This window comes from Chitinophaga sp., from assembly GCF_039596455.1.
Lineage (GTDB): Bacteria > Bacteroidota > Bacteroidia > Chitinophagales > Chitinophagaceae > Chitinophaga.
Genome location: NZ_JBCNJR010000001.1, coordinates 2,081,133 through 2,107,389, shown reverse-complemented (window position 1 = coordinate 2,107,389; position 26,257 = coordinate 2,081,133). Strand labels below are relative to the sequence as shown.

Genomic DNA, 26,257 nt, shown 5'->3' with positions numbered 1-26,257 from the left:
TTTTTTGGGTTAGAGCCGTGTTTTAATGGAGAAACCGAAATCACGCATAGCCGGATATTGCGCCCACTGTATGCCCTGCCCGTTGCCGATGCCGTTGATGGCCTCGGGGTTCAGGTTGTCTGGCAGGGAAGAATACAGGTAAAACAGGTTACGCCCTATGAGGGAAACATCCAGGCCCTGGAAAATGCGCGTGCGCTTCACAATGCGGGAAGGCAGGCTGTAAGTGATGGTCAGCTCGCGCAATTTTGCCCAGGAGTTCTCAAAAATGCCTTCACTGCGCGGCATTTTTACATTAGACCAGCCTTGTGATATGCCGGCGTATTTATACATGTAATGCACCACGTCCGTATTGGGTTTGCCGTCTGCAAACACGCCGTCCAGTATCACGCCGTGGTTGGCCGTGGTACCGTCTGGATACGTGTAAGCCAGGCCGCCGCCGTTGCGTTCCTTCAGCGTGGAGGGAGAAAGGCCCATGCCCACTGCCCCGGCGTAATCTGCAGAGTAAATATCTCCACCCAGCTTGAAATCTGTGAGCACGTACAGGCTGAAGTTCTTGTAGCTGAAGGTATTGCTCAAACCGCCTGTGAGCTTGGGCGTGGCGTTACCGATGGGCACAGGGTCTGCAGTGGTGACGTATTGCGTGCCCACTACTTTGGCGGGATCGTTCTTGTCCAGCACTTTCTGCACTACTTTCCGGCCGTCCAGATACGTATAATCGTACCCGTAAATAGTGCCGTAGTTCTCCCCTACTTTCACATACATCTGCACGCCATTGTTACCCCAGAGGTCTTGCAGCAGGTATTTGTCAATACCTTCCGCCAGCGCTACCACCTTGTTGGTATTGTGGGCGCCGTTCAGCGCCAGGTTCCAGCGGAAGTTACGGCCTGAAACGGGCGTGGCCCTGATAATGAACTCAACGCCTTTATTAGATAGCTCGCCGCTGTTGAACGTAATGGCATTGGCGCCTGCAGACCAGGCCAGGGAGCCGCTCATGATCTGGCTGGTGGCTTTTGCCTGGTAGTAAGTGATTTCCGCATTCAGCCGGTTGTTCAGGAAACCCATTTCGAGGCCCAGCTCATAGGAAGTATTGCGCTGCGGCACCAGCAGGTCTGCCGGCGGCAGGTTGGGTTGCAGCCTTCTCACGGTGAGGCCGCCAAAAGTAGTGGGTGCGCTTTCCGCCGCCACGTTCAGGTAATTGGAGATCACCCTTGAATTATACGTGTACGTGGTTTGATACGGATTGGCCCCATTGGCGCTCTGGGCGGCAGATACCTTCAGCTTGCCATAAGTGAGCCAGCTGATGTTCTGCATTTTTTTGATCGCCTCTGTAAACACAAAGCTCAGGCTGGCCGAAGGGAAAAAGTAGGAGGAAGTTTCTACCGGCAGCGTGGAAGACCAGTCATTACGGCCGGTGAGCTGCAGGAAGAGATAATCGTTATAAGACAGGTCCAGCACGCCGAACAGCGAGTTTAGGTTATAATTGGCAAACGTTTCCTTCGGCAGGTCAAGCGTACCGGTGGTATTGGCCAGGAAATATTTATGCGGTACGGAGAAAGCCGTTTTCTCCCCGTTGTTCCAGGCGCTGTTGCCGTACATGCGGCTTTTCAGGGCACTGTTGCCCACCAGCAGGCTGGCGTTGAAGCCTTTGGTGAAAAGGTTTTCTTTATGCAGCGTGGTGAACAGCTCAAAGTTCACATCCTGGTTGCGGATGTTTTCCATGCCGTACTGGCCGCGTACACCAAGGGCATCTATGGGCGTGTACTTGCTTTCTACGGAAGTGTTGGCGTAGTTGAGAGACGCACGGCCGGAAAAGTTGAGCCAGGACGTAACATCCGCGGAGAGCCGTACAGAGCCCAGCAGTTGGTTGCGGCTGAGGCGCTGGTTGTGCTCAAACAGGTTCCAGAACAGGTCTTTGAAAGCGTTGTTGTTGTATGGATAAAAACGCAGCGGAGAGGTCTGGTCAAAAATATTCTTGCTGCCGTCCGCATTTTTATAGATGTCCATCTCCAGCGGACGGTAGTCTCTGGACATGCCGTGGATCAGGAACTTGCTGATGCCGTTTTCAGAGCCTACGTCCGGCGTGTTGAGGCGGTTGTAGTTGGTGTAGCTGGCATTGATCTCTGCCTTCAGCTTTTTGGAGATATTCAGATTGGAACCGAGGTTCACATTGTTCTGGTCATAGTGGCTGTTGAGCTGCACAGACTTATTGTCGATGTGCGTGAGGCCTACGCGGATGGTACCAAAATCTCCCCCGCCGCTGAAAGACAGGTTATGCGTTTGTGTATTGCCGGTGCGGAAAAACGCCTTTCGGTTGTCTGGCTGGGGAGACCAGGAACGTTTTACACCGTCCCACCACACTATTTCCGTACCGTCCAGCCGGTGGCCCCAGGAAGCGGCGGGTCCGTACCAGCTAAAGATGTCCCAGGTGGAATAGCCGCCCGGTATGGCGCCCGCGGCCTGGTATTTGTCTCCCGCCGGCTGCCCGTCCCAGGGATAGTTGCCGGGGTAGCGCAGCTCCCCGGAAGCTGTAGTGGGAAATTCCGGTACGGCAGACCACATGGCGTTGGAGCCGCCATAGCCGTATTCGTTCTGCATGTCCTGGAACCGGTAAGCTTTGGTGTAGAGGCTGGAGTAGTTATAATCCACGCCGATGCCCTGTCTTTTCGCCCCTTTTTTGCTGGTGATGAGAATAACGCCGTTGGCGCCCCTGGCGCCGTACAACGCAGCGGCGGTGGCGCCTTTCAGCACGGTAATGTCTTCTACCTCATCAGGGTTGATAAAGTTCATGAAAGAGCCCCAGTCTTTTGGATTCTCCAGGCTGGTAGACGCCGTTTGCGCGGAGCCGCCTACGGGGTCGTTCTGTACCTGGATGCCGTCCATTACAATAAGGGGCTGGTTGTTACCGAGGATGCTGTTATTCCCGCGGATCACAATGCGGCTGGAACCGCCCTGCACACCGTTATTAGGGGTGATGTTAAGGCCGGCAGACTTGCCCATGAGACCGGAAGCAATATCAGGCGCGGCCGCTTTGGTGATTTCCACGCTGCTTACTTTCTGGGCGGAATAGCCGATAGATTTGGCTTCCCGCTTAATACCCATGGCCGTTACCACAATTTCATTCATGGCCACCGGAGGGTCTAACGTAATATTCAGCACATTGTCTGGCCCAATGGCCGCTTCTTTGGAGGAGAAGCCTACAGAACTGAATACCAGTACGGTATTGGGGTTGTCTATGATAATGGCGTACATGCCCGTTTCATCTGCCGCCGTCCCCTGTTTGGCACCTTTGATCTGTACCGTGGCATAAGGAATGGGATTACCGTCTGTACCCCTTACAACACCGGTGATGGTACGTTTCACCTGGGCAAATAACGGGGCGTTACTTATGAGCAATAGGGATATTGCCCACAAGAGCAGTTTACATCTGTTCATGAGAATGGAATTTTAGAGTCGTAGATTCTGGTATTTGGTTGATCTGTCTGTTATTCCCACGCCGCTACTGCATGGAAATTGCACCCCGCAGGGGCAGTCTACATCTGTTCATCTGTTTCGATTTAAAAATTAGATTTTGGGAAGCGTGCTAATGCTCAACACCTGTCTCAAGTGGCAATGAAAGCTGGAAATATTAAATGTTCACTGTTACGACGTTCACTGTCGAGAAAAAAAATTGTTCACTGTATACGAATAAATTTGATAGTCAGCGACTATTCATTGCCCTGTTTTTCATTCATAACCTGCTCCCTTTTTCCGGGATAATCATTTTACGTTTTATCTGTCAATACTATAATAACCTAATTCTGATGTACATAGTTCTCCATCACCAGCGCGGCCGATCCTATCAGTTCCGCTTCATACCCCAGCTTTGACACTTCTACCTCCGTATGGTCTGCCAGCCGGGGTATACAATGCTCATTCAATGCCTGCTGTACCGGGGCCATCCATAATTTGCCGGCCAGTGACCCTCTTCCGCTCAGCACTACAGACTGGGGGTTGAGGATGTGGATGAGGATGGCCATGCCCCGGCCGATGTTATAGGCAATTTGCGCCAGCAGCTCCACGCAGAACTTGTCTCCCCGCGTAGCGGCCTCTACAATGCTTTCACAATCTTTCTCAATATCGCCGGTGGGGAAATGTTTCGGCAACGATGATATTTTGCCGGCCTTTAACCCCTCCGCTGCTTTTTCCAGCAGCACCAGCAGCGATGTTTCAGTTTCCAGGCAGCCGCTCTTTCCGCAACTGCACAGTTTGTTGTTGTTAAAAAGCGGTATGTGGCTGAACTCCCCCGCAAACCCGTTGTTGCCACGGAAGAGGCGGCCGTTGAGTATCATGCCCAGCCCTACGCCCCAGCCGATGTTGATCACCATGCTGTTGAGCTTCTGCTGGGCATTGCCGAAGCGGTACTCTGCCAGGGCAATCACGCTGGAATCATTATCGATGTATACCGGCAGCCTGGTGGCAGCTGAAAGGTACTCTACGATGGTACCTGCACCGTTGCTCATCTGCGGGAATGAATAATTCACGCCCTTTTTCACATCTATAAATCCCGGCATGCCTATGCCTATGCCAATGATCTTTGATTTGCTGATCCCTGATTCTTTTATAACCCCCAGTAGTTTCTTAGCCAGTTTTTTCAGCACGTCAGGGTTGTTCTTCAGCGGCAGTTCAAATTTCTCTATACCCTTTACGTGGCGGTTCTCCAGGTCCATCAACGATATGCGCGTTACCAGTTGGTCCATGGAAACGGAGAGGATGTACAGCGCTTTTTTGTTGATGGTGTAGATGATGGGGCGGCGGCCGCCGCTGGAAGGTGCATAACCGGACTCCTGCAAAATTTTCTCCTTCACCAGGTTATTGACCGTCCGTATAATTAATGGCAAGCTCTTTCCTATGCGTTCACTCAGTTCCGTTGCCGATAGAATGTTCGAATAATAAAACTCACGAAGAATCAGGCGTTTATATTGTTCATCCTTTTTCATGGAGTGAAATAACGACTACAAGATACTGACATTTTTAAAATGAACAAGAAACTTTTTATTTTTTTTAAGAAGTAGAAAGCAAGAGGATAAAATAACATTAAGAAGGGTTAAAATGATGTTAGTTTGATGGTTATTGCAGGGATTTTATCCCACCGGCGAGGCCTCAATGGCGGCCGCAAAATCTGCCTCCAGCGGTAAATAGGGCGGCGGGCACACGCCGCTTCCTACGATTTTGAACTCACCGGCTTCATTTTTTTGTATATGGAAACGTACCGTTTTCCCGTTGTAGGGCACATAAACCTGGTACAATTGTTTATGTACGCAGCTCATGGTAACAAACTTCACGGTTACTTCCTGCCCTTCCACTATAAAATTCTGCTCAAAATTCCTGACTAGTTTCCAGCCTAATGAACTCATGTCTTTGTAATAAATTGAACGGCGAAAATAGAAAAAAACCGTATTGCATTACGCATTTCTTCAAACGATGATCAGCGGGCCTCATTCATCGGAAGGCGGGCATGGCCGGCATTGCTCCACAATTCTTCCGGATGGCAACATTACCCTTTCTATTCCGCAGGGACAATTCAGTGCCTTCGGCCCATCATTCGCAACAACTTTAAATTCTTTTACGGAGAACTCTCCCATGCCTGACTGACTGAGAATTTCATTGAACTTTTCGAAAAGGTCCTCTATTTTGGGCTGTACCTTTTCGCGTGTTTTTTTATTGAACCTTGCCATACAAAAAATTTTAAAGGTTAATACGGACCAACAGGGAATCTTTAATGGTTCCCGGCAGGCCATTTTCATCCAGCAATGTGGCTTTCAGGTAAATATCGGTGCCTACAGGAAAGCTGCCTGCGCCATACACCGCGCTTACTTTGGAATCTGCACCAGAAGATGCCTTCATGTCTCTGAACCGCCCGTTCGCCGGCGTACCGCCCGGCAGGTAGTCCTCGAAAATGACTTTATAGCCCGTTGCCACCTTGCCGCCTTTGTCATTGGTGAGCGTGCCGGTAAGCACCGCTTCTGTAAGGTAATTGCTTCCTATGCCCAATACGGACGTTTCAAGTTTAAGAGCGGCGGCTATGGATTTGACAACGGTAAGCGAATCTTTAATAATGTAATCGGTTTTTTCCAAAGGCTGGTTGGGCTCCACCGAAATTACCATATTACCCGCTCCAAGCGGCACCTTAGCCGTTGTAATAATAACCAGCCTGCCTTCCACAAACTCCGGCTTTTTTACAAGCCTGGCCTCTCCGCCTTCTACAAAACTCCCCATGCTGGTTTTCAGCACAAACTCCTGCTTGTCAGGAGAAACATCCGGGTTGATCTCGCAAACAATGCCCACGGTTTCCGCCCCGTCTCCGCTGGCCGTTGTTTTGCTCAGCTCCAGTGATCTGAAAATATCTGACAGGGTTACTTCGTCCTTTTTACACCCTGCCCCCAGTAGTAAAAGGGAAAGCATGATTATTTGCTTCTTTATTGTGTGCATGTTCTGTCATTTAAAAAGTAAACCTCTGATGGTCGATATGGCATTGGTGATATCCAGGTCCAGCAGCAGCGTGCTGTACAAGCCGCCGGCCACGTTATATTCGTTGATAAGCGGGTTCCTGTCTTTTTGCCTGAAAAGGCTTAACCCGGTTGAAAAATACAGGGCTTTATTGATGCGGTAGCTGGGGCCTATCAACAGGGAGGTGCTGTTATACAAATTCTCATACTCCTTGTCACGGAAACCGCCTATGGTAAGCCCCAGGTGAAGTGACAGGTAGTGCCAGGGCGTACGGTTGGGCAGGTACTTTCTGCCCACCAGCTTGTCTATAGACCGGAAATTGATGTTGACACCCCAGTTCAGCTTGGGAACTACTTTAATTTCATTGGCATTGTTCCTCACATATAAAGCCGAAAGGCCTACCTGCGGGGTAAAAATAAAACTGGATTTTGTTTGCAGGTCTTGCACCACGTTGGTACTGACATACCATTGCGTATAATGCATATCCGGGTTGCCCAGTATTTTTTTATTGATGTACGAAGTTATTTTTGAGAGCTTTTCCCTGTTTTTGCTGACGTTGTTGAACAGGGTGTCCATCTTTATTTTGAACGCAGTTACCAAAGACTGTTGGGGAACACCCACCAGCTTTTCCAGGGCGGCTCTCATTTTTTTCAGATGAGCCATGCTGGTGTCTAGGTTACTCACCCGCTGGTCTAGGTCAAAGAAACCCGTGGAATCTTCCGCCAGCTGCCCCAGCGCCAGGCGGCCATTTTCATAAAATGTGCGGTAACCTCCTGCAATAGCCGTCAACAGGTGAGCATAGCCAACGTTGTCTGTCTTTTGTGCCGCCAGCAACTGGTAAATGGCTTTAGCATCATCTGCGTCTGGGAAAGCGGCAGCAAAACTGAAGTTGTATAATGCCAGGTAAGCGCTGTCCAGCTGCTCTGTGTCATAGCAGTAATACAGATTTGAGGTATTCTTGTTTCCCTGGACGCTTAGATCAAAATTGATAGTTGACACCATGAACTTTCGGCCTTGCCCGGGATAGACACGTTTGTCTATCTTGTTCCAGAAATCATACAAAGAAATCTCCAGTTTCTTCAGGCCTATCTTATTCTTCCAGATCAGGCTGTCTGCAATGGCGCTGGTATATCCGCGCAGTTTTTCCAGCGCGGCTCCGGAAAGCTGTTTTATCACTGCAAAGTCGAAGTGGAAATTTGGCGGCATGGGCGGGAAATCGATAATGAGCAATTTTTGTTTCACATCTTTCCGCATCCCAACTCCAGGGATGGGGTCAGCAACTCCATTTTTCAGTGCAATGTCCCTGATCCTCCCTCCTCTTTTAAGATAATTGAATGCAGCATCTCCCTTCTCCCATTTCCGGTATTTCACTTCATATGCGTGTACAGCAACCACACTTTCCACATCGTCCATACTCAGCAACAGGGAAAAGGGCTTGTCAAACGGGATTTGTTTTTCCGGTTTGAGGGAAACCGGGTCTATCTTGATAGCATCCTGGGAGAAGGGATAGGCACTATTATTCGACTGCGCGCGGGCAACGCTACCGGCACAGGCAAGCACTGCTACCAAAAGCAGGTACGACTTTAACTTCATATAAGGCTCTTCTAAATGTCAGGCATTAATCGGGGAAAAATAATAAAAAGGAATTGCAGATTTATTGACTACCGGGGCTAATGTTACAAATGCTCATAGATAACGGGGCTCAAAGTTTTATATCGATTTGCAACCGAATGTAGCAAATCAGGCAGATAATTTCAAATCATTAACAAAAACATGCCGCGCAGCCGGGAAAGCCAGGTACGGGGCCTGCAGAGCGAAATCCCCTGCAGGCCGTATATTTCTTCTACTGTGGGCTGATGGTATACTCTCCATCTTTTGCCTTGAAAAAGATCGTATTCCTGCCGGCGTCTACCGTTGCATTCAAATTCATTTTCCCTTTCGTTCCTTTAATATTCCATTTACCGGGCGCCATGCCGGTAAGCACTACCTGGTATTCTGCACCACCGGGAACTTTTATGGAAAATCCTTTGCTGATCAGCTCCCTGCTATTGCTCATGCTCACCACGCGGTCTGCCAGCATTACAACATAACTTACCGGGGTTTCATAATATTTGACCGCCAAAGGGGCCTTGTCTCCATCCGTCAGCTGGAAAACCGTCAGAAAACGGTCTCTTTGGGCCGGCGCTTTCGGGGAGATCATGATACGATGTCCCTGTTCTTCGGGCTGGCCAACGTTGGGCACTTCATATTTGTACTGGAAAACGTTGTTGGCATCTTTCCCGCTGACCACTTCCATCTGGCGGTTGGCTGCCGCAGGTATCAGCATGCTGATATGGGTTTTACCCGTCAGGCTTCCCTGCCGGCTGGTCAGCACCACACCTTCTGCCGTTGTTTGCGGGGCGTTGAGCGCGTTTATCTGCCAGTACTTTCTGATGTCTGGCGAAGAGGTGGCCATATCATCCGTCAGGATAATAGCAGCAGGCACATCTTCACGGCCCAGGTTGAGGAAGCAGAAACCGCGGTTGTAGCCGCTGATCTTGGACGTATAGGCGCCGGTGAGGTCTACCGCAAAATAACTATAGAGGGGGCTATTCTTTGAAGGGCCAAAATCCGCAGACAACACTTTGCCGTTATTGAACCAGGGGTCTGTCTGCACCTCTTGCGGGCTAAGGGGCGCACGTTGGTTGAATTTTGTTCCGCCGTCATTAGCCTCCGCACGCAGGAATTTTTCAGCGGTGTCTACGGCCAGCATCATGCTATGCGCTATGGAGCGTTTGTTGAAATTGAAGTCATACGGGGTACCATAGAATTTGTACACACCAAGGTCACCGAACTGCATGCCGCGGTAGTACAACTGCATAGCGCCGGCGTCGCTATGCTGGTGGTTGCCGAAGTGATAACCGCCACCCTTGATCTCCACCACCACGTCATTGCTGTTCTCTCCCATGTTCCAGCCGGTACGGGCTACCATAGATCCCAACACTGGCCCAAAGTCCATTGTCAATGGCAGAGACTGCAGGCTGGGCTCGGCTTTCAAAGCAGGATCATTGAGCAGCAGGAATAATACCGGGTTTCCCGGCAAACCGCCCTGCCGCACAAACTCGCCTTTCAGCACGGGGTCTGCCGCATAAGCGTAAAAGAGCAACATGGTGAGCGGAGACTTCCAGTAATACGCTTCTCCCGGCTTCCCGGCCCCGAAGCCATCACCATCCCGCAGCATTTGCCCGTTAGGCATGCGCATGTATTGCCAGAACCTGCGAACGTTTTTGATGTTGGCGTCAAACACTTCCTGCCCCGTCATCCTGTACAGCAGCCAGGCTGCATGCATTTCCCAACCCATGCGGTAGGCGCCATAATTCACCCCCTGGTTATGCCGTGGGGATTGGTATTCGAACCTGCGCATGGGCACCAGGTCTTCCAGCACGGCATAAGAACAGTACTGGTAAGGCAAGGGGTTTTCATTATAGATAGCAATGCTCATGGACAGCAGATCGCGGTTTACCTGCGCCTCGTTGCCATGCCCGTTGACAATTTTCTGCAGGAAGGGCGGCCAGCCAATCTCCATATCATCTGCCAGGCGGAGCAGGTGATGGCAGAGCTGCTTTTTTTCCTCTTCGCTCAGGAGATCATAACACCAGTCGTATACCTCAGACCCGTAATAGATGGCCCTTCCTATTTCCCGCGTAATGTCCAGGATGTTGCCAAACTCTACATGAGATAAATAATCAGACATCAGGGTGATGGCTTCGCGGCCTGCTTTCCTGTTGCCCGTCATCAGGTAATAGAATGCTTTATTTTCCGCCGCAATTTCCAGCTCGGCATTGTAAGCCACTTCTTTGGCCGGGTCAAATTCGAAAACAAAGGGTGCAAGCGCCGCTTTTTTTACCTTTTCCCAGGCAGCCTGGTTTTCAGGGGCGGTCAGGCGGCTTTTTATCTGCGGCAAAGATTGTTGGTTTACCCAAAGCCGGGGGTGTGAGGCCGGCGGTACTACCGCGGGCTGATAGTTTTGCGCCTGGGGCGGTACTGCGGGCGGCGTATAGGGGACCAGCTCAATGTATTCCAGCCGTACGCCTCTGGGCAACCAGATCTTCACTACTTCCTCTCCGCCGCCGAACTCGAATTTACCGGTTTCCTGCCGCGGTCTGTCCCACGGAACATATACCACCCGCTTTGTTGCGCGGCTGTTGCCGATCTGGAGCTTCATAAATAAAGACTCGAACTTCGTTTTCGCCTTTTTCATGAGCGCTGCGCCTTCCGCATCCGTAACGGCGTAGCTATGCATCATATATCGGCCCGCCGTGGGAAGCTTCACGTGGAAGACAAGGTCTGCCTCCGGGCTGCTGCCCTCAACGGTGGCGGCAACACCGGCTTTCAGGGCCGTGCCCTTTTTATTGCCCAGCCGCTCATCTGCCACCACTTCAGCAGTTGCCTTGTTGATGGTTGCTTCGGCCGCGTTGAAGCGGTAAATTTTCTTTTGGGCCTGGCCAAATACATTAATAGAAAAAAAGAGGCAGGGGAGGATGGCAATGTGCCAAAGAAGTGTAAAATAATTGCGCATGTCCGTTTTTGAAGTTGTGGAAAAACCCGGAAGGACGCTAATTTGCAAATTTCCGGGGAGAATTGCAATAGCTTGCGGGGAATGGTGGTCACCATTCACTTCAAAACCAGACAGGAAAATAATACTGTAAGGAGGGTGATTATCCTCACCGGGCCTTCTTCATCTGTTCCACCGCCTCCCACCCTTCCGGCGTAATGCCCATAATTTCAGTAACAACGCCAAGCGTCTGGTAGGTATCAAAGAAAGCCATCCGTGCAATCGGGTGGTCTACTTCACCTATAACCGCATAACCCTGCTTGCGCAGATCTCCGGTAATGCGCTCAAAATCACTGACCGGCAGGCGGAAGGCTATGTGCTGCGTACCGCCTGCAGGATACCGGGCAAGGTAATCGTGGAACATGCTTTGGCCGGAAACCGGCTGAACGAGCTCTATGAAGGTGCCCCCGTTATAGGCCTGGGTGGTCAGCCATTCTCCGGCCAGGGACTGGCCGTAATAGCTCAGCCCCACGTCTTGCGCGCGGACGTGTTCCGGCTGGGGGAAGTTGATACCCAGGGCGTTTGAAAGGAATTGCACGGCGGCGTGAATATCCGGCACCACCCAGCCTATCTGGGCCAGCTCAAGCGCCGCAATGGTGTTGTTGATATTGTTCATGCTTGTTGCAGTTAGGTTAATACCTTATCAAAGGTATAACGGAAGGAGGAACTGCATCAGGGGCATTCGCGGCAATGTAGGGGCCGTTTGCGACTAATTGGATCGCTATCAGCCTGCTATCTTATTAAACCAAACAATATACGCATCTACCGCTTTTTGCAAGAACGCTTTTGTTTTTTCATCTTTCAGGTTGCCGCTTTCATCAAACAACTTATTTACGCCGGCAATATATACTTCAGGCTGTTGCATTACTGCCACATTTAAAAACACCATACATTGGCGAAGATGATGGTTGGCGCCAAAGCCGGAAATCTGCCCGGGAGAATTGCTGAAAATAGCGCCCGGCTTTCCATCCCAATTGTTTTTGCCAAACGGCCTTGATGCTACATCTATGGCATTTTTTAATGCCCCGGGAATGGAGCGGTTATATTCCGGCGTTACAAATATTACACCATCCAGCTCCTTGATCGTTTTCCGGAAAGCCGTGCAGGACTCCGGCACCTCGTTATTATCGTCAAAGTCCTGGTTATAGAGGGGCAAATTGTCAATGGAGACCATTTTAAACTCAAAACCGGGAGGCGCCATTGCCTGTATGACATTGGCCACTTTTTTTGAAAAAGACTCCTTCCGCAGGCTGCCTGCTATAATACCTATTGTTTTACTCATAGTATTAGCTTTTTGAATTTACTGTGCACGATGACCGTTCACCATTGTAGCAGCGCATCAAAAACCAGGCCGTTGGCATAACCCGCCGTTAGACCATGGTACATCCTGGTAATAATAAAGCGCTGATGAGATCATCAGCGCTTTATCGCTAAACACTAAAGTGGACCTTATCGACCGTCAACTACCCTATAACAACAATCAAATCGTTATTGATCCTACTTTGACGAAAAACAAATATGGAGGACGAAGAATTTTCCCCGTCCTCCGGATCAAGATAACTAATGCAGTCACCTATGATCGGTCTAACCAGGATAGGAATTCTATATGCGATGCTCATATATGGGATACATCATTGTCGTATTTTTACCCGGCATGCACCAAACGTTAACTTATAATTAACAATTACGAAGTATAAAATAGGCCAGGTGAAGAGTCACCCGGCCGTTTGTGCCATTAACCTATAAGTCCCGATGAAAAAAACTTCTCCGTCTACTCAAAAAAAGGCTATATCTCACAGTAGCAGTTCTCCTGCCAGAATATCTGCACTGGTATTGATATAGCCATGTTGGCATTGTTATAATGCCGCTTTTCACGGGGTGGTGCCTGGGCACCGGTTGGTTGGTTAACTACTATGTCTTACTGGTAGAAAGACCGGCTGAATATTCTTCGCTCTTTATGCTCTCCGACCGTTGGGCAGGGTATAATTCCGCTCCGCTTCCTGCTCATATGCCCGCCTGCATAATACCCTGCTCTGCAGGAGAGCAGCAGCCCCATCATTACCAGGATCAGTAAAAGCATATTGCACCTCATTTTCAGTCTCATGCATTATCTTTTAAACAACGTAAATTCAACTCTTCTGTTCCTCAAATGTTCAACCTCCGTACAGGGTACACCATCCTTGCAACCGTTCACCAGGTTTGTTTCTCCATAACCTTTGGCCTCCAGTCTATCTTCAGTGATCCCTTTTTCTATCAGGTAGTTTACCACGCTTTGCGCTCTTTTCTGCGAAAGTTTCATATTATAGGAAGCTTTCCCCCTTGAATCAGTATATGCACTGATTTCCACTTTCAGCGTAGGCTCTTCCCGCAGGATATTTACCAGCTTATCCACTTCAAGCTTCATCTCCGGTTTCAAATCCCATTTATCGTAGTCGAAATAAATATTTTCAATCTGTCCGAACAGCCGTTGCGGCTGGTTAAGAAGAATGCTATCCAGCTTCACCAATACAAACACGCTATCTCTGCTCTCCAGTGTGCTGATGTCGACAGATGTTCCATAATCGCGCAGGTACCCGGTCTTCTCTGCTTTTACCCGGTAGGTAGAGATCGTATCCAGCCGGAAGCTGAAAAGGCCGTCATTGTCGGTAGATATTTGTCTCCGTTCATTCCTGCTGCTGTCAGTGATGGTCACAACAGCGTTGGCAATCGGCGCCAATGTTGTTTTGTTAACCACTTTACCATTCAATTTTATAAAGGATGGCGTCATGGCAGATGCGTTCATCTGAAAGCTGTAGACATCATCGTTCCCTTTTCCACCCTGGCGGTTGGAAGACAGGAACCCGGTTGTAGCATCTTTAAACCGGAAAGCAAAGTCATCTTCGGGACTATTAACAGGGTACCCCATATTGACGGGAGCGTCTTTCCAGAAGTTCCCTCCCGGCACAACATATATATCCAGCCCCCCCATACCGATCAGGTTATCTGAAGCGAAATAGAAGTTTCCCTTTTCATCAAATGCGGGACATCTTTCCTGGCCTTTCGTATTGATTTTAGGGCCTAAGTTCCTCGGCGTGCTCCAACTGCCATCAGACAAGCGTTCCACCTGGTAAATATCTGTTCCGCCATAACCGCCGGGCATATCGGAAGAAAAGTAGAGGAACTTGCCGTCACTTGTCAGAAAAGGGTCTCCAACAGAATAACCTTTCGTGGCCGCTCCAAATGACAGCGGGGTGATCCTGGACCATTTCCCGTTAACAAAGCGGCTGTCGTACAGGCTGAACCCCACTGTATTTATTTGCCTGTCTCCGAACTTGTATTCCCTTAGCACAGAATTATCTGTTTTGCTGAGCACCATTTCTGATGCATCAGCGTTCAGGGCAACCAGCCCGGTGTGGAAAGCGCCATTAATGTTATCGGTATCCAGCGGTTTGATGGCGTTGCCTGCATCCGCAAAATATAAGCGGGTATACCCGTTACCGGTCCATCCATATTTTTTATTGTCGAACCCACGCTCCAAACGGTCAGACAGGAACAGCAACCCTCCGCTGAATGAAACACCTCCCCAGTCAGCATATTCAGAGTTGATAGCGGACAGGTTCCGTACCTGGATATCTGAGGGATTATTCATCCAGAAAACGGCAGAATCGCAGGAACGGATCATTCTGTTCATATCTGCAACATCCACTCCAGGAAAATGATTATCCCGGAGATATTGGTACTGCTTTCTGGCCTCTGCATACTTGCCGTTATTTTTCAGCACCTCTGCGTAGCTGATGTAGCTGTCTGCAGGAGCATCCTTCATTGCCACCAGTTTGCTGTACCACGACTCCGCAAGCTGGAAATTCCTCATTTGAAGATAGGACTTCGCCATGCCCTCTACCGCCGGGGTGGAGGGTTTGCTTACATACGCTTTTTCATATCTTTTTGCCGCAATGGAAAAGTTGAACTTTTCAAATTCACGATCTGCTTCTTTCAGGCTGTACTGTGCCATTACATCAATCGTACACAAACTGCCGCACAGTAATGCAATGCCGAATCTGAGTATATTAAAAATATGCATCCGATTAGTTTCTATCGTTAGTGATATCTGTTGTCAGAAGAACCTGGGAGTCAGCATCTGTTCATCCCTTCTTGGGAAAAGGATCCCGATGGATACCTCATGACTGCTGGCCCCCAATGTTGCTGTGCTTTTCAGGGAACGGTCATATGAATACCCAAGCCGGAACCGTTCTCCCAGATAGAACTGCGCGCCAAACACAACGGCAGACGGTTTTTCCAGCCTGGGGTCAACGTTCTTTTTGAACAGGTTGATACCGGTCCTGTAAGTAGCTCCTACCCACACCATTTGCTGAATCAGCAAATAGGCATTCAAATCCAGGCTGCTGGGGCCCGCCAGGTCATTCTTCAGCAGCATAGACGGCCGCACCGCCAGCCCTTCCGATACCGGAAGGAGATATCCTGCAAGCAGATACAGATTTATTTTTGTTTCCGGCAGTAAACGGTCTGGGTCTTTTTTGGGTTTTAGAAAGTGCACACCAATATTGTCAGCGGAAAGCCCTGCATAAAATCTATCGGTATGATACAAGATACCAACGCGTGCATCCGGCATTGTTATCGTTCTCCGCTCATTCAGCAGCCGGAGGTCATTCGTCTCGTCCGGTTTCAGCTTGGTGCCATCCAGCGACTGCTGGGCTACGCCACCGGAAATCCCTATTGCCAGAGTTCTGGGTATCCCCTCATAACTGTCAAATTTGATGCGGTACGCATAATTGAGGTAAGCACTCAGATTGGTGGCCGCACCCAGTTTATCGGCAACAACATTAAAACCCAGCCCTACCTTGTCTTCATTCACAGTTCCATCTACTGCCACAGAACCAGTTCTTGGCGCTCCTTCCACGCCTGTCCACTGATTCCGGTAAACACCGGTTATATTCAGCTGTTCACGGTACCCTGCGTAGGCAGGGTTGATGAACAGTCCATGAAACATATACTGACTTATCTGAGGGGCCTGTTGGGCCTGTACAGTGAGGGACCACAAAGACATCCCTCCGATTATCAAACTATTTATAAATTTAAATTTTGACATAACAAGTGCTTTAACGTAAAACCATAATATATCCACGCTTTACTATCGGTTTTCCAGCATTATCCTTAATGGTCAATACATAGAAATAAGTCCCTTCTAACAAGCCTGACCCGTTCCAGGTGTTGTCGTAATTATTGTTCTTATATACCAGGTTGTTCCAGCGGTTAATGATTATCAGCTCAGGATTTTTATACCTTTCCAATCCTCTTATCCGCAGTACATCATTTACTCCATCTCCATTAGGTGTGATCACATTCGGCACCACCAGGTCCTGGTCTATTTCCACTGTTGCGGTACCGTCATTTTCAACCGGTATGTTATCTCCGTTCGGCGTACGGCCAGTTACTGTATTGATCAGGCGGATACTTGAGTAGTCCGGGCGTACGGTACCCTTCACTGATAAGGTTTCGCTCTGACCTGCTGCCATACTCAGACCTGTCCACTGACCGCTGGCTGCGTCATAAGTGCCTGATGATGGCATAAAGCTGATTACTGTATAACCTGCCGGCAACTGGTCTGTAACCGTTACCACGTCACCCGGCCGGATCGCTTTCGGGCCCTGGTTTTTCAACGTGATCGTAAAGTCAAGCGGGCCGCCTGCTGTAGCTGTGGCGCTGTTCGCTTTTTTGCTCAGCAGCAGGTGGTAGGCATCGTTTCCGCCATTGATCACTACCGTGGCGCCACCGCCGTTTTCAACCGGTATATCATCTCCGTTCGGTGTACGGCCGGTTACCTTGTTGGTCAGGTTGCTGCCGGAGTAGTCAGCACGCACTGTACCTTTCACTAACATGGTCACACTTTGCCCGGCCGTCATATTCAGGCCGGTCCACTGACCGTTGTTCATGTTATAAGTGCCTGATGACGGCTCAAAGATCTTCACATCGTAACCTGCCGGCAACTGGTCTGTAACCGTTACCACGTCACCCGGCCGGATCGCTTTCGGGCCCTGGTTCTTCAACGTGATCGTAAAGTCAAGCGGGCCGCCTGCCGTAGCCGTAGCGCTGTTGGCTTGTTTGCTCAGCAACAGGTGATAGGTACTGTCCCCACCGTCTATTACTACTGTGGCGCCACCACCGTTTTCAACCGGTATATCATCTCCGTTCGGTGTACGGCCGGTTACCTTGTTGGTCAGGTTGCTGCCGGAGTAGTCCGCACGCACCGTACCTTTTACTAACAAGGTCACACTCTGCCCGGTTGCCACATTCAGGCTTGTCCAGTAACCGCTGACTGCATCATAAGTGCCTGATGACGGTTCAAAGCTCTTCACATCGTAACCTGCCGGCAACAGGTCTGTAACCGTTACCACGTCACCCCGCTGGATCGCTTTCGGGCCCTGGTTCTTCAACGTGATCGTAAAGTCAAGATCACCACCTGGTTTAGCCGTGGCGCTGTTGGCCTGTTTGCTCAGCAACAGGTGATAGGTACTGTCCCCACCGTCTATTACTACTGTGGCGCCACCACCGTTTTCAACCGGTATATCATCTCCGTTCGGTGTACGGCCGATTACCTTGTTGGTCAGGTTGCTGCCGGAGTAGTCCGCACGCACCGTACCTTTTACTAACAAGGTCGCACTCTGCCCGGCTGCCACATTCAGGCTTGTCCAGTAACCGCTGACTGCATCATAAGTGCCTGATGACGGTTCAAAGCTCTTCACATCGTAACCTGCCGGCAACAGGTCTGTAACCGTTACCACGTCACCCCGCTGGATCGCTTTCGGGCCCTGGTTCTTCAACGTGATCGTAAAGTCAAGATCACCACCTGGTTTAGCCGTAGCGCTGTTGGCCTGTTTGCTCAGCAGCAGATTGTGTTTTGCAGTATCAACATCTACCCGCGCCTCTTCTCTGCCAGGCACCGCAGGGATCGGGTCTGTATTAGGATCTTTACCAATTACCTTGTTGGTCAGGGAACTGCCGGCAAAATCCTTGCTCAACACGCCTTTTACCTGGATGGCAACACTATCGCCCGATTTCAGGTCAAACCCTGTCCATTTCCCGGTAGTGCTGTTGTAGCTGCCACGGCTGGCCTCAAAGCTTTGTACATCATAGCCGGCGGGTATCTGATCTACAACAGTTACGGTATCTTTCGGCGTTATTGCCTCTCCACCATTATTATATAATGTGATCTCGAAGTTGAGCGGATCTCCAGGCCTGATCGGGCGCTGGTTTGATTTCAAGACCTTGCCAAGGGCAAGTTTGTAAACCGGTTTAACTGGGTCTACATTTACTTCCGACCTGCTTTCAGGTGTATTTTTGATGGGAATTCCCTTGGGGTCAAGGCCGCCTACTGTATTTACAAGCTTGCCGCTAAAGGTGCTGCTTACCCGGCCCTTCAGTACCAGGGTAACGCTTTGGCCTGCAGGAAGCGTCAGGTTGGTCCAGCGGCCAGTTTGAGGATCGTAGCTGCCATTGTCAACCTGGTAACTGTCTACGATATAACCTGCGGGCAGGGAGTCCTTCACCGTTACGGCATTAGCCCGGTAGCTGTTTGTTACGATATAACCTCCGGCCAGGGTATCATTCACCGTTATGATAGTATCCGTGAGGTTCAGCTTACCGTTGTTGAGTAAAGTGATCGTATAGTTAAGCGGATCACCTGATTTCACGCTGGATTTGTCTGCTTTCTTTTTAAGCAGCAGGTTGTACTCAGACGCAGGGGGATTTACCCGTACAGTTGCCCGGGCAATATTATCCGTACTTCCGGCAACCGGGATCGGTATGTTATGCTGGTCAAAGCCCAGGGCCCTATTGGTCATTTCACCCCAATAGGTACCCAGTACCTGGCCATTCAGCCGGATAGTTGCACTATCCCCGGCCGGAATTTTGAGATTTGTCCAGTAACCGGTTGCGGCATCATATTCACCAGCGCTTACTACTACTTCCTCTTTCTTGCCAATTACATAACCTTCCGGAATCATATCCTGTACAGTGATCCTGTCCGCTGCAAACACTGTATCACCAAGGTTCTTCAGGATAATTGTAAAACCAAGCAAATCTCCGGAAGTAACCTCCTTCTTGTCTGCCACCTTGCGCAGCTCCAGCTTGCTCATCCGTTTAGTGGTATCAATTTTCACAACGGCTTGTTTAGCGGTGCTATCAATGTCTATAGCAGTTCCATCCGGCGCTTTGCCGCTTACTTTGTTGACCAGTGAATCTCCCCTGAAGTCAGGGCTTACCCGGCCTTTTACCAGCAGTCTTTCACTTTGACCGGAAATCAGGGCCAAGCCGGTCCAGTAGTGTGTTGCAGGGTCGTAAGTACCTGCTGACGGTTCAAATCCGATCAGCTCAAATCCGGCCGGCAGCGTATCTACAACCATTACCTTGTCTGTGGGTTTGATATCCACAACCCCCTTATGACGGAGCGTGATGGTAAATTCTACCGGGAAACCGGGCCCTACAGGTTCCTGGCTATTTGCAACCTTGGCAAGCTGCATCCTGTATTTCACCTCGTTTACTATCGGGGCGGGCGGTATGTCATGTTTGGTACTATCCGTGCGGACTTCTACCCTGTTACCGATCTCACCGGTCTTATAGTCTTCCCTGATATGCCCTTTCACCAGCAAGCTGATTTTCCCGTTCGGCTCCAAAGGAGCGGAGGTTTTAAGCGTTAACGTCTTCATGTCATACACACCGGTATTGCCTATTACGCTGATGTTGTCAATAACATAGAATTCCGATTGCGGTACATCTTTTATGTAAACCTTCTGTCCTGCCGGCATTGCTATCTTTCCGCTATTGAAAAGTGTGATGGTATAATTCAATGCCTCACCCGCATTGGCCCTCAGCTTGTCGGGCTGTTTGTCCCCGCTGAGTTTGAATCCGGGATTGATCACGGGCGAAGGCGTGATATCAATCGGGGTACCGTTTTCCGTTCTGCCAACAACCCTGTTGACAAGGGTATCTCCCCTGTAGTTATTGGAGAGGTAACCTCTTACGTTCAACCTTACGGAATCTCCGGGGGCCAGTTTTACGCCGGTCAATACCGGTTCATTATACTGGCCTTTACCGTCTGCTACGGAAATTTCCTGTATAATATAATCTTTGGGCGCCATGTCTCGGATATAGGTTTTGGCGCTCTCAGGCATGGTTTCCGGACCTTTATTGTACAGAATGATCACAAAGTCCAGCTGGTCTCCTGCCTTCACATCGCCTTCGCGCCCAATTGCATACTTGTTCCCGTACAGCGCATACTTGTCTGTTTCGGCGTTCACGGTAGGCGTAGGTTCCACTTCGAGCGGATTCCCGTTTTCATCCGTTGCGATCACATCATTATTGATGGGCCCGCCCTGGTATTCCTTGGTCAGGAAGCCTTCCACACGTATTTCAACAGTTCCGCCCACCGGAATTTCAGCACCCCGGAGCGTAGAGTCTTCCATCACATAGTAACCACCTGTGGAGCTACCTTCGGGAACGTACATCCTGTCAATTCTATACCCTTTTTCTCTCGGTACATCTTTGATATACAGCTTTGAAGCTGACGGGAAGCTCTCTGTTCCCGTATTGGTGATAGTAATGGTATAGTCCAGTTTCTGTTCCCTGCCTACTTTTAGCTGATCAGGCACCTTTTTTACCTTCAGGTGGTAGTTGGGCATTACCGGCGGCGCCTGCCTAATGGGTATCTGCTTGCCGTTCATGTGCCAGCCAGATACATTAATATTGATTGGCTGACCGGCATATGTTGGCGGAATGCCTCCACTGATCACCAGTGTTATTTTTCCGTTCGGCGGGATGGAATCACCGGTGAATTCTCCGGTGGTCATGTCAAAACGTCCGCGGCCCAAAACAGTGATGCTGTCTATCTTGAAATTCTTGTCATTTTCAGAGATGGCCTTTATTTTCAGACGGGCCGTATCAGACAGCGTTCGTAAGCCGTTGTTGTTAATAGTCAGTATATATCTTATTCTGCCACCTCTCTCCACTTTGGGATTTGCATCTTCTGTGGTAACTACACCTTCGAGCATGGGAGAAGGTAATATGTCCACTTTCACCTCCAGCGGAGCGGTGGGGTTATCGCTACAGGCATTAGCCAATGCCTGGAGGTAATAATATTTTGTTCCGGTAAATCCGGCGGGGATCTTCGCCACGGCTTCAGGGCCCGTAGCGAAGGGGGCTTTGCCCAGGTCTTCCTCAGTGTACCATTTATAGATCATGCATTCGCCACGCTTCTCCTCCTTCACTTTCAGGCGCACTTCTTCACCCTGCTCCACCTGAACGGAAAGTTTGTCTATAAAGGTTTCGATCCTGGGTTGTTGAGGCTTGCGTGAAATTTCATAAATACGCGTACTTTTTAAGCCAAGGTCGGCACCAACCCCGGTAACGCTTACCTGCACCCGGTCAACTTGCTGTGATATAGGGATGGCAACCCGCTTGAACGCCATACCACCGCTCACCCAGGGAACTATATTCTGTAGGGCAAACGCCTCTTTCAGGTCTACATACTCACCCACCTGCTTATCTTTATAATACATGTATACACGTACAGTTCCTATCTGTACACGGAAGGTGGCGTCTTCGCTGTACAGGATAACAGCAGAGTCTCCGGCCATCAGGGGGCTTGAATCAAAATGTGCGCTTACAGCCTGCCATTGCCCCAATTGAAGAATATCAGGCTCAAAAGCAACAGCTGTTCCCTCGTTCCCGTCTCCCGCATATTGAAGGTTTGACGGCTGCTGGAGACCTCCACCCAAAAGGCTTGAAAAGAAACCAGTAACAGCATTCCAAGCTTTTTCTGCAACTGCAACAGGGTTTAATGTGAGTATTCCCTGAAGAACATTCTTCACTCCATTGCCCAATGTAAGGAGCGCGTTTACGGGCGATTTGAGAACTGATGCTATATCGTCTTGTATACTTTTTCCCCATTCGGGGTCCATTGCAGTCTCATACGTAATACGATCAGGCCTGTTACAGGTTCTCTCCACAGTCGGGCATGTATTTGCAGTACCGTTATTACCTGATGTGCTGTCACTTACATTGACAAAAACGAAGGGGGATTCCGTGATGGGTATCGGAAGGCCCAGTTCATCAATGCCGTTGGCGCTATTTCTCAGTATTCCTTTATAGGTAGTGTCCACAACGCCCCGTACTTCCAGGCGAATGGTATCTCCGGGATCAAGCGTGACGCCGGTCAGCGAGCCGGTTGTAGCATCATACCTTCCAATGTTGCCCTGCGGAAGCGTGATGCGTTGTATCTGGTACCGGTCAACCGGCATTGGTATATCTTTTATGAATATTCTTGCGGAAGGCTGGAGTTGGGCCGCTCCTTTATTTACCAACAGAATAGAATAATCCAGGCGTCCCGTCTCACCTGGTGTTGCGCTGCTCACCTTCGTCCGTGAGGGCGCTATGCTGCCCAGGAGCTGGGCCTGGGGGTTTACAATCAAATAAACAGGTAATTTGCTTTGCAGCAAACACCCGTCTTTCTCAATGGTTACATAGTAAGTATACCGCTGTTCTGTAACAGACGGCAGCACTTCCGGCTTAAAATCGAACCCGGTGTATACAGGTGCCTGATCACGATATCCTTTAAACCACTTAAACCTGTAACCGAGGTTCCGCTTGTCTTCTCTTACCGAGAAGGTAGCCGTTTCCCCATTCCTGATAATAATCTCGTTTTTTCTGAGAATACTGTCCATCCTGGGTACGCCCAGCGCTCCATATACTTCATACACTTTAAGGGCGGTGTTTTCATTTACCACACCAAGGGGGGCGAACAACTGGCTTACATCCAGCGCAAGAAGCCCGGATTTCAGTGTGATGCTAACACGATCTACATCATCTGGAACCGCTTGTTTGAATATGCTATATGGCTGTGAGCCGTTCTGCCACTCATTAAGCGTCAGCAAGCTCCTGCCTTTCATATCATAGGACCCTACCTGCTGGTTGCCATTTTTATACATTGTTACCACAACGGCACCGGCCACGTCCAGCCTGAAGGCTGCAGGTAACTGCCACTTAATGGTAACGGTATCTGGAACGCCATCGCGTATCCTGAGCGGCGTACCAAATTCAATATTCAACTCGGAGCCGGCATCCAAAAGGCTGACCGGCCCATTGTTTAATGTAGCCGCCGTTTTCATATCATTGTCAATAGCAAACTGCGGGTTATTGACGGACGTACTGCCCATCAGCTTGATCCCCCCCTGGGTACCGGATGCCTTCGTTGGCCTGCCGCAATCCTGCTGCGCATACGCAGCAAAATTTGTGAACATCAAAATCAACAAAAGCAAACAGAGACCCGCCTTACCTAAAAGGGAGCCTGGCTTTGCAATGCAGGACTCTAAACCCGTCCGGAATGATTGACGGATGAACATCTGCGAGTTCGACACGTGTAAATGTGTTTCCATGAGACTTGGCTATTAGTACTTACTATGTTATTTTCAAAATATTACTTCCGTTTTCGCAATAGTTATTAATAGCGCATGCAGCATGCGCACGAAGATCCACTCCCCTGATGCTATCAGGGGCCTGCCACTGTTTTTTGTCCATAAAATTCCTCGGAATGGCCCGGTAGTGCATTCCCGAAGCGTCAGCCCTTTCTCAGGACTGACGGGGAGATACAGCATACGTTGGTTTCAAGGCGCAAAATTATCGGAACGAAAAACCCATGTCATTAAAGTTGTTTAATAAGTTTCCCTGAACAGCACATTTATTCCATCATCAGGGAGATATAATTGGTAAACCGGATAACTCATTAATGTTGTGAAGAATTGGGGGCTGGGGTGAACACCAGCCCCTTAATTTACCTAGCACTGTATTTCGGTACGAGAGTAGCACCCGTACCTTCAACCATTAATGAGACCTGTTACTATTCAGAAGAGACACCTACACAATCATTTTACCCTCCTGAAATATTTTATTTTTCAGCTTAAGTAAGACATTACGGTCAACTCCCTTCCATGCGCAAATACAGACGGCCTGCTATTGGATAGCCTGGACCGTATCTTGCTCAGCCCTACAGGCGTAATGCCTAAATAAGAAGCGATCAGATATTGAGGCACCTGTTGCATAAGCGCCGGCCGTTCTCTCAGAAATCTTAGATAACGCGTTTCAGGGCACTCATGCTGAAAAGAATGCAGACGGTCCGTTTTGCGGCAGAAGTAATGGTCCGTCATCTTCCGTGATATACGCTCAAAAGCAGGATCAGTGTTGTATAAAAGGATAATGTCGCTATAGTGCAATTCCTGTACCTCTACATTCTCCAATGTTTTAATACAGCACCTGCTGGGTACCTGGTTGGCAAAACTGCCATAATCACCCGCAAGGTCTCCCTTATCGTAAAACTGGGTAACGCATTCCCTTGTCCGTTCTGCCAGATACTTATAACATATTCCCCGGGTAATGAAGCTCAGTTTTCTGCATGTTGTGCCAGCTGACAGGAGAAAATCATTTTTCCTGATTGTCTTCGTCCTGATCAGCGGGGTGATATGATCTATCAGCTTCCTGTCACAAGATGGCACGAATCCAAGTATATGTTCCTGCAGCGTACTCATAGTAATTTGATGTTATGTACTATAGAGACCCGTTCCATTAAAATTTACCCGCGACTGGTAGAAATATTTTTACATGATGATTTTTTAGCAACCCATTTACCAGCTTTTAAAGGGAAAACACAGGCTCGGGCCGGAGAACCCGCCAAAAATTTGGTTAACGCTTTGATATTGACTTACAGGCTATTAGATATCATTGTTCATTTTGTACCATCCTGGGGTTGGCATCCATTTCGCTTTGGGGTATGAGCAGTACTATTCTCTTGTCTGCCGGGAGCACTTCGGTGGCAGTGCCTGCATCAATTGCAGGGCGCATCATGGGCAAGCCATTGCGATAATCATCGAACCCGCTATGCCCTTCGAAACAAAGCTCCAGGCGCCGCTCCCGGATAATGTCTTTTTGGAGTTGCGCCCAGTCTGAGTAAGACAGGGCCGGCAGGCCGGCCCGGGTATGTATCACGTTGAGGGCATCCAGGGCCTGTGAAGTGCTGTCCAGTTTAAAAAGGGCTTCTGCCTTGTTCAGATAGACTTCCGCGAGGCGCAGGTGTATAAAGGGAGATGAACTTCGATATTTTGCAGTAAACACGGTCTGGCCTTGCTGTTCGACCTCAAAAAAATCACGACGGTAGTCGTTCTGCGAAAAAGCCCCCAGAAGAGAGGGTGCGGCCACCAGACCTCCCGCTCTTGTATCTTCCCACAGGTTATTGTAAATATCTATATAAGTAGAGGCGAAAATGGTTTCGGGATTATTGTAATTGCTATCATATAACAGGGTATCATATGCATTCCCCTTTAACAACTGAAATTTGCCCGTATCAATTACTTTGTTGGCATACAGCAAAGCCTGCTGATTGAGCGTTTTATCAGGGGTATCGAATGTACCTCCCATATAAAGGTAAACCCGAGAAAGCAAGGCCCATGCCGCCGGTCTGCTGGCAAATGCGCTGGTACGCCCGGCATCCGTTGTCATTAGGCTGTCTGCCAACTTCAGGTCTTCAATGATCTGCATATATACTTCGCTCACTGTACTGCGGCCGGGAATAAAGTTTATATCTGTATTGTTTTTAACCATCACTCCGGGGTTCAGCTGCGGGCGCTGGTAGTAAGGACGCCCGAACAACCTTACCAGGTTGAAATAAGTATATCCGCGGAGGAAAAGGGTCTCTCCTTTTGCATGCAGTAATAAAGCTCTCCGGGCGAGCGAAAGATCGGTAAACAGCCTGCTTTTTTCAAAGCGCCCCAGGCCTTCCAATACCCTGTTGCAGGCAATGATCAGTGCATAAGCGGTTTTCCAGTAGTTATCTGTTGACAAAAGGCGGGGATCCTGCCGATAACTGTAGATATCGAAGTATTCCGTCAAATGGCTGGGCAATGGTATCAGAAATGTGGTACCCCTTAGTTCGCTCAACACATATAACCTGCCATTGTTGTTTCTCAGCTGTACGTAGTTACCGTTCACTGCTTCCATGATACCTTCGAAGGAAGACAACTGTTCCTCACCTTCCGTCCAGTTGTCGTTGGCGGGAACAAGGTCCAGTTGTCTGCGACAAGCAGAAAGTACCAATAGCGCGAAGAAGACATAACAGTAAAATACTTTTTTCATCGCCTT

General features: G+C 49.4%; 14 protein-coding genes. All 14 read right to left on the bottom strand.

Annotated elements, in window-relative coordinates:
* Positions 1–9 precede the first annotated feature (9 nt).
* Complete coding sequence (locus tag ABDW36_RS08530) at positions 10–3,432, bottom strand: SusC/RagA family TonB-linked outer membrane protein (RefSeq protein WP_343701462.1); 3,423 nt, start codon at positions 3,430–3,432, stop codon at positions 10–12.
* Positions 3,433–3,791: 359 nt separating this feature from the next.
* A complete protein-coding gene (locus ABDW36_RS08525; RefSeq protein WP_343701461.1) occupies positions 3,792–4,877 on the bottom strand; it encodes an ROK family protein in 1,086 nt (361 codons plus the stop codon).
* A gap of 243 nt (positions 4,878–5,120) precedes the next feature.
* The gene (locus tag ABDW36_RS08520; RefSeq protein WP_343701460.1) at positions 5,121–5,393 is read right to left on the bottom strand and encodes a hypothetical protein; all 273 of its coding nucleotides are present in this window, start codon (positions 5,391–5,393) and stop codon (positions 5,121–5,123) included.
* Positions 5,394–5,474: 81 nt separating this feature from the next.
* The gene (locus ABDW36_RS08515; protein WP_343701459.1) at positions 5,475–5,714 is read right to left on the bottom strand and encodes a hypothetical protein; all 240 of its coding nucleotides are present in this window, start codon (positions 5,712–5,714) and stop codon (positions 5,475–5,477) included.
* A gap of 10 nt (positions 5,715–5,724) precedes the next feature.
* On the bottom strand, positions 5,725–6,441 hold the full coding sequence (locus ABDW36_RS08510; RefSeq protein ID WP_343701458.1) for a hypothetical protein: 717 nt from the start codon (positions 6,439–6,441) through the stop codon (positions 5,725–5,727).
* A gap of 33 nt (positions 6,442–6,474) precedes the next feature.
* Positions 6,475–8,079, bottom strand: a complete 1,605-nt coding sequence (locus ABDW36_RS08505; RefSeq protein WP_343701457.1) for a hypothetical protein — start codon at positions 8,077–8,079, stop codon at positions 6,475–6,477.
* Positions 8,080–8,329: 250 nt separating this feature from the next.
* Positions 8,330–11,044, bottom strand: coding sequence for a hypothetical protein (locus ABDW36_RS08500; RefSeq protein ID WP_343701456.1), 2,715 nt, complete (start codon positions 11,042–11,044; stop codon positions 8,330–8,332).
* Positions 11,045–11,189: 145 nt separating this feature from the next.
* Entirely contained in the window at positions 11,190–11,696 is a 507-nt protein-coding gene (locus tag ABDW36_RS08495) for a VOC family protein (RefSeq protein WP_343701455.1), read from the bottom strand.
* A gap of 108 nt (positions 11,697–11,804) precedes the next feature.
* Positions 11,805–12,362 carry an NAD(P)H-dependent oxidoreductase gene (locus ABDW36_RS08490; protein ID WP_343701454.1) on the bottom strand — a complete coding sequence of 186 codons (558 nt, stop codon included), beginning with the start codon at positions 12,360–12,362 and terminating at the stop codon, positions 11,805–11,807.
* A gap of 636 nt (positions 12,363–12,998) precedes the next feature.
* Complete coding sequence (locus ABDW36_RS08485; RefSeq protein ID WP_343701453.1) at positions 12,999–13,160, bottom strand: hypothetical protein; 162 nt, start codon at positions 13,158–13,160, stop codon at positions 12,999–13,001.
* Between the two features lie 27 nt (positions 13,161–13,187).
* Entirely contained in the window at positions 13,188–15,071 is a 1,884-nt protein-coding gene (locus tag ABDW36_RS08480) for an OmpA family protein (protein ID WP_343701452.1), read from the bottom strand.
* Between the two features lie 102 nt (positions 15,072–15,173).
* Positions 15,174–16,166: a type IX secretion system membrane protein PorP/SprF gene (locus ABDW36_RS08475; RefSeq protein WP_343701451.1), complete on the bottom strand. Its 993-nt coding sequence runs from the start codon at positions 16,164–16,166 to the stop codon at positions 15,174–15,176.
* A 10-nt stretch (positions 16,167–16,176) separates the two neighbouring features.
* The gene (locus ABDW36_RS08470) at positions 16,177–23,370 is read right to left on the bottom strand and encodes a gliding motility-associated C-terminal domain-containing protein (protein WP_343701450.1); all 7,194 of its coding nucleotides are present in this window, start codon (positions 23,368–23,370) and stop codon (positions 16,177–16,179) included.
* A 1,471-nt stretch (positions 23,371–24,841) separates the two neighbouring features.
* The gene (locus ABDW36_RS08465) at positions 24,842–26,251 is read right to left on the bottom strand and encodes a RagB/SusD family nutrient uptake outer membrane protein (RefSeq protein ID WP_343701449.1); all 1,410 of its coding nucleotides are present in this window, start codon (positions 26,249–26,251) and stop codon (positions 24,842–24,844) included.
* Positions 26,252–26,257: the final 6 nt, after the last annotated feature.

Excerpts from the sequence above, each read along its gene's own strand:
- ABDW36_RS08530 (WP_343701462.1), bottom strand. The coding sequence starts at position 3,432 with ATGAACAGATGTAAACTGCTCTTGTGGGCAATATCCCTATTGCTCATA.
- ABDW36_RS08520 (WP_343701460.1), bottom strand. The coding sequence starts at position 5,393 with ATGAGTTCATTAGGCTGGAAACTAGTCAGGAATTTTGAGCAGAATTTT.
- ABDW36_RS08515 (WP_343701459.1), bottom strand. The coding sequence starts at position 5,714 with ATGGCAAGGTTCAATAAAAAAACACGCGAAAAGGTACAGCCCAAAATA.
- ABDW36_RS08510 (WP_343701458.1), bottom strand. The coding sequence starts at position 6,441 with ATGCTTTCCCTTTTACTACTGGGGGCAGGGTGTAAAAAGGACGAAGTA.
- ABDW36_RS08505 (WP_343701457.1), bottom strand. The coding sequence starts at position 8,079 with ATGAAGTTAAAGTCGTACCTGCTTTTGGTAGCAGTGCTTGCCTGTGCC.
- ABDW36_RS08500 (WP_343701456.1), bottom strand. The coding sequence starts at position 11,044 with ATGCGCAATTATTTTACACTTCTTTGGCACATTGCCATCCTCCCCTGC.
- ABDW36_RS08495 (WP_343701455.1), bottom strand. The coding sequence starts at position 11,696 with ATGAACAATATCAACAACACCATTGCGGCGCTTGAGCTGGCCCAGATA.
- ABDW36_RS08490 (WP_343701454.1), bottom strand. The coding sequence starts at position 12,362 with ATGAGTAAAACAATAGGTATTATAGCAGGCAGCCTGCGGAAGGAGTCT.
- ABDW36_RS08485 (WP_343701453.1), bottom strand. The coding sequence starts at position 13,160 with ATGCTTTTACTGATCCTGGTAATGATGGGGCTGCTGCTCTCCTGCAGA.
- ABDW36_RS08480 (WP_343701452.1), bottom strand. The coding sequence starts at position 15,071 with ATGGCACAGTACAGCCTGAAAGAAGCAGATCGTGAATTTGAAAAGTTC.
- ABDW36_RS08475 (WP_343701451.1), bottom strand. The coding sequence starts at position 16,166 with ATGTCAAAATTTAAATTTATAAATAGTTTGATAATCGGAGGGATGTCT.
- ABDW36_RS08470 (WP_343701450.1), bottom strand. The coding sequence starts at position 23,370 with ATGTTCACAAATTTTGCTGCGTATGCGCAGCAGGATTGCGGCAGGCCA.
- ABDW36_RS08465 (WP_343701449.1), bottom strand. The coding sequence starts at position 26,251 with ATGAAAAAAGTATTTTACTGTTATGTCTTCTTCGCGCTATTGGTACTT.